The sequence below is a fragment of the Mesorhizobium sp. M7A.F.Ca.CA.003.01.2.1 genome, assembly GCF_003998945.1.
Taxonomy (GTDB): domain Bacteria; phylum Pseudomonadota; class Alphaproteobacteria; order Rhizobiales; family Rhizobiaceae; genus Mesorhizobium; species Mesorhizobium ciceri.
Window position 1 is genome coordinate 1 of the sequence record NZ_RZRA01001456.1, and the last position, 829, is coordinate 829.

The window sequence follows — 829 nt, forward strand, 5'->3', positions numbered from 1 at the left end:
TTCCTGGACTCCGGCGCCATCGGTGCGCCGACCAGCATCCACGCCGACTTCTTCGTCGCGCCGCATTTCGGCGGTTTTCGCGAGGAGATGGCCCATGTGCTGCTGCTCGACATGGCGATCCACACCTTCGACGCCGCTCGCTATATGGTGAATGGCGAGCCGGCCGGCGTCTATTGCCAGGAATGGGAGCCGGCCAGTTCCTGGTACAGGCAGGGATCTTCGGCCAGCGCCGTCTTCGATCTCGGCGACGGCAAGGTCTTCACCTACGCCGGCAGCTGGTGCGCGGCCGGCTTCCGCACCAGTTGGGAAAGTGCATGGCGCATCGTTGCCGAGCGCGGCAGCCTCATCTGGGACGGTCATGACGATTTGAGGGCAGAAGCAGTGATGCCGGGCCGCGAGGGAATGTTCGACAAAACCCAGCCGATCGAGGTGCCGCCGCTCGATGCGTCCGATCGCGTCGGCGGCCATCTCGGCATTCTCCAGGATTTCATGCACGCCATCGAGACCGGCACCGAGCCGGAAACGCGCGGCGGCGACAACATCAAGAGCCTGGCCATGGTTTTTGGCGCCATCGAAAGCGCCGAGACCGGCCGCCGCGTGACAATCGCAGAGGAAGCACAATGACGCCGAACCCGCTTCTCGACATCCGGATCGGCACCATGGTGCGGGCCAATCTCGACGACCCGGCGGCTTACATCAAGCAGATCCTGCCGCTCGGCTTCGAGAGCATCCAGCCCTTCTTCTGGCAGACGCTGGGCGGCAAGGATTTGCCGCGGCTGGCCGGCCAGATCCGCGAGGCGATCGGCGATGCCGACGTCACCGTGTCCTC

Annotated in this window: 1 protein-coding gene and 1 pseudogene; both read left to right on the forward strand. The window is 65.0% G+C overall.

From position 1 onward, the window contains the following. Positions 1 to 624, forward strand: a 624-nt coding sequence (locus EN969_RS33420) for a Gfo/Idh/MocA family oxidoreductase (RefSeq protein ID WP_164758768.1), incomplete at its 5' end; no start/stop codon positions are given. Further along, positions 621 to 829 (forward strand): annotated as a pseudogene (locus EN969_RS33425) (sugar phosphate isomerase/epimerase); the annotation flags it as partial. The gene EN969_RS33420 and the pseudogene EN969_RS33425, both read left to right, overlap by 4 nt.